At 69.9% G+C, this 2,220-nt stretch carries 2 protein-coding genes and 1 pseudogene; 2 read left to right on the forward strand and 1 reads right to left on the reverse strand.

The window, feature by feature from the left end; translation table 11 throughout:
• Window positions 1-74: 74 nt before the first annotated feature.
• Window positions 75-329 (forward strand): annotated as a pseudogene (locus ACNFOC_RS53520) (LysR substrate-binding domain-containing protein); the annotation flags it as partial.
• A 122-nt stretch (window positions 330-451) separates the two neighbouring features.
• On the forward strand, window positions 452-934 hold the full coding sequence (locus tag ACNFOC_RS53525; protein WP_406124504.1) for an NUDIX domain-containing protein: 483 nt from the start codon (window positions 452-454) through the stop codon (window positions 932-934).
• Window positions 935-952: 18 nt separating this feature from the next.
• Here the strand turns inward: ACNFOC_RS53525 and ACNFOC_RS53530 are convergent.
• A partial coding sequence (locus ACNFOC_RS53530) for a globin domain-containing protein (protein ID WP_416966189.1) occupies window positions 953-2,220 on the reverse strand: 1,268 nt, incomplete at its 5' end.

Raw genomic sequence — 2,220 nt, forward strand, 5'->3', positions numbered from 1 at the left:
AGGCCGCGAAGATCAAGGAGAAGCGCGACAACTGAGCTTGATACGGGGTTCATACCGGGGCCGGATAACATCTGGCTCCGATGGGCACCGTGATCGTGCCGGACCTGCGCGCGGTCCTCGCCTGTGCGACCGCGGGCGCCGGGCTCGCGGTGCTGCCCCGCTATCTGTGCGCCCTGGCGCTGAAGCGCGGCGAGGTCGTCCCGCTCCACGAACCCGCGGTTCCGCCACTGCGGACATATTTCGTGGTGGTGCGCACCGGCACTCTCGCGATGCCGCACATCGCCCGAGCCCACGAGTGGCTACAGCGGGCTGCCGCCCACTGGGGCTGACCAGGGACTTTGTCGCCGTTCCGCAGCGAGCCCGCTGGTTCCACGTGAAACATCACGCTCCGAGTCGTCAAGGTGACGTCTTGCGATGTTTCACGTGGAACCAGCCGGGCCACATTTCTCCCATGACCGTCCGACCCGTGGTCAAGCGCACCGCACGTGCCGTTCTCCTCGACGGCGACGCCCTGATCCTCATCAAGCGCACCAAGCCAGGTGTCGATCCCTACTGGGTCACGCCCGGTGGCGGGGTCGAACCCGGGGACACCACCGTCGTCGATGCCCTGCACCGGGAGGTGTACGAGGAGCTCGGCGCCAAGATCACCGACGTGGTGCCCTGCTTCGTGGACACCGTCGAGCACATCGGCGCGGACGCGGCCTCGACCGGCGTGAAGGTGCAGCACTTCTTCGTCTGCCACCTGGAGTCCATGGACCCGGCGCTGCGACACGGCCCCGAAGTGGACGAGCCCCTCGGCGAGTACGAGATCGTCAGAGTGCCGTTCACCCGGGTCGGCATCGCGTCAGTCCACCTCGTGCCCCTGTCCCTACGGCACTATCTGGACGGCAACATCGAAGGGGTCCTCGCGATGCACGCTCCCGATCTGGGCTGACGCCATCGCGGCACCGGGTCAGTCCCCGGCGGCCACCAGCTCCTCGACCGAGTCGTGCCGTATGCGCTCCGCCGGGATGCCGACGTCCCTCAGGGCATGGACACCGCTGCGGATCATCCCGGGCGGGCCCGAGACATAGGCGTCGTACCCGCTCCACGGCCCGTACGTCCTTATGGCGTCCGGGAGTTGGAGATGCGCCCGCTGGTCGACGATCGGCCGGACCTCGAGCCATGGGTGGGACTGCTGGAGCCGGAGCAGCGTGTCGATGTCATAGAGGTCGTGGTCGGTACGGGCGCCGTAGAACACCTCCACCGGTCGCCGCTCGCCGCGCTCGGCGACATCCTCGACCAGTGCCTTGATCGGCGCTATGCCGGTGCCGCCGCCGACGCAGAGCAGTCCACTGTCGGTGGTGTGGTCCACGGTCATCGAGCCCGCCGGCGGCCCGAGCCGGATGACGTCGCCGGGCCGGGCGCGGTGCACCAACGCGTTCGAGACCCAGCCCGCCGGGACGGCCTTCACATGGAAGGTCAGCAGCCCGTCCGAGCGGGGCGCCGAGGCGAAGGAGTAGTGCCGCCAGATCCGCGGCCACCAGGGCGTCTCCAGGCTCGTGTACTGCCCGGCGAGGAAGGGATAGGGCTGGTCCGGGCGGAGGGTGACGACGGCGACGTCCCGGGTCCTGAGGTCATGGGTAACGACCTCCGCGTGCCACCAGGCCGGGGCGCGCAGTTCGTCCGCCGCGGCCGCGTCGATCATGACCTGCGAGATCGTCGTGTACGCCCGCACCCAGGCCGCCTCCATCTCCGGGTCCCAGACAGCGGAGGCGTATTTGTTCAGCGCTCCGATGAGGCACTCGCCGACGGCCGGGTAGTGCTCGGGCCGGGTGCCGTACTTGCGGTGCCCGCGGCCGAGGTTCTGCAGATACGCGACGAGGACCTCGGTGTTGTCGATGTGCTCGGCGGCGGTGAGCAGCGCCTTGAGCAACCGGTCCCGCTGGGTGTCCATCGCGGCCGGGAACAGCGACCGCAGTTCGGGGTGGCGTACGAAGAGCAGCGCGTAGAAGTACGAGGTGACTTTGTCGGCCACGGGGCCGACCTCGGCCATGGTCCGGCGGATGAGTACGGCGTCCGGCGAGGCATTCTCGGTGGCGGGGCCGGACGAACGCTGGGCGGGCACGCGCACGGGGGCGGAGGCCGAGGCGGCTGGGGGTGCCTCGGCGGCGGTCGGAGCGGGTGCGGCGGGCTGCGGTGCGAGAGGCGTGGGGGCTGTCGGCGTGGGAGCGGGGGCCA

Source organism: Streptomyces colwelliae (genome assembly GCF_048158785.1).
In the GTDB taxonomy this organism is placed as follows: Bacteria; Actinomycetota; Actinomycetes; order Streptomycetales; family Streptomycetaceae; genus Streptomyces.

Coding starts and splice junctions, on each gene's coding strand:
- ACNFOC_RS53525 (WP_406124504.1), top strand. CDS start 452: ATGACCGTCCGACCCGTGGTCAAGCGCACCGCACGTGCCGTTCTCCTC.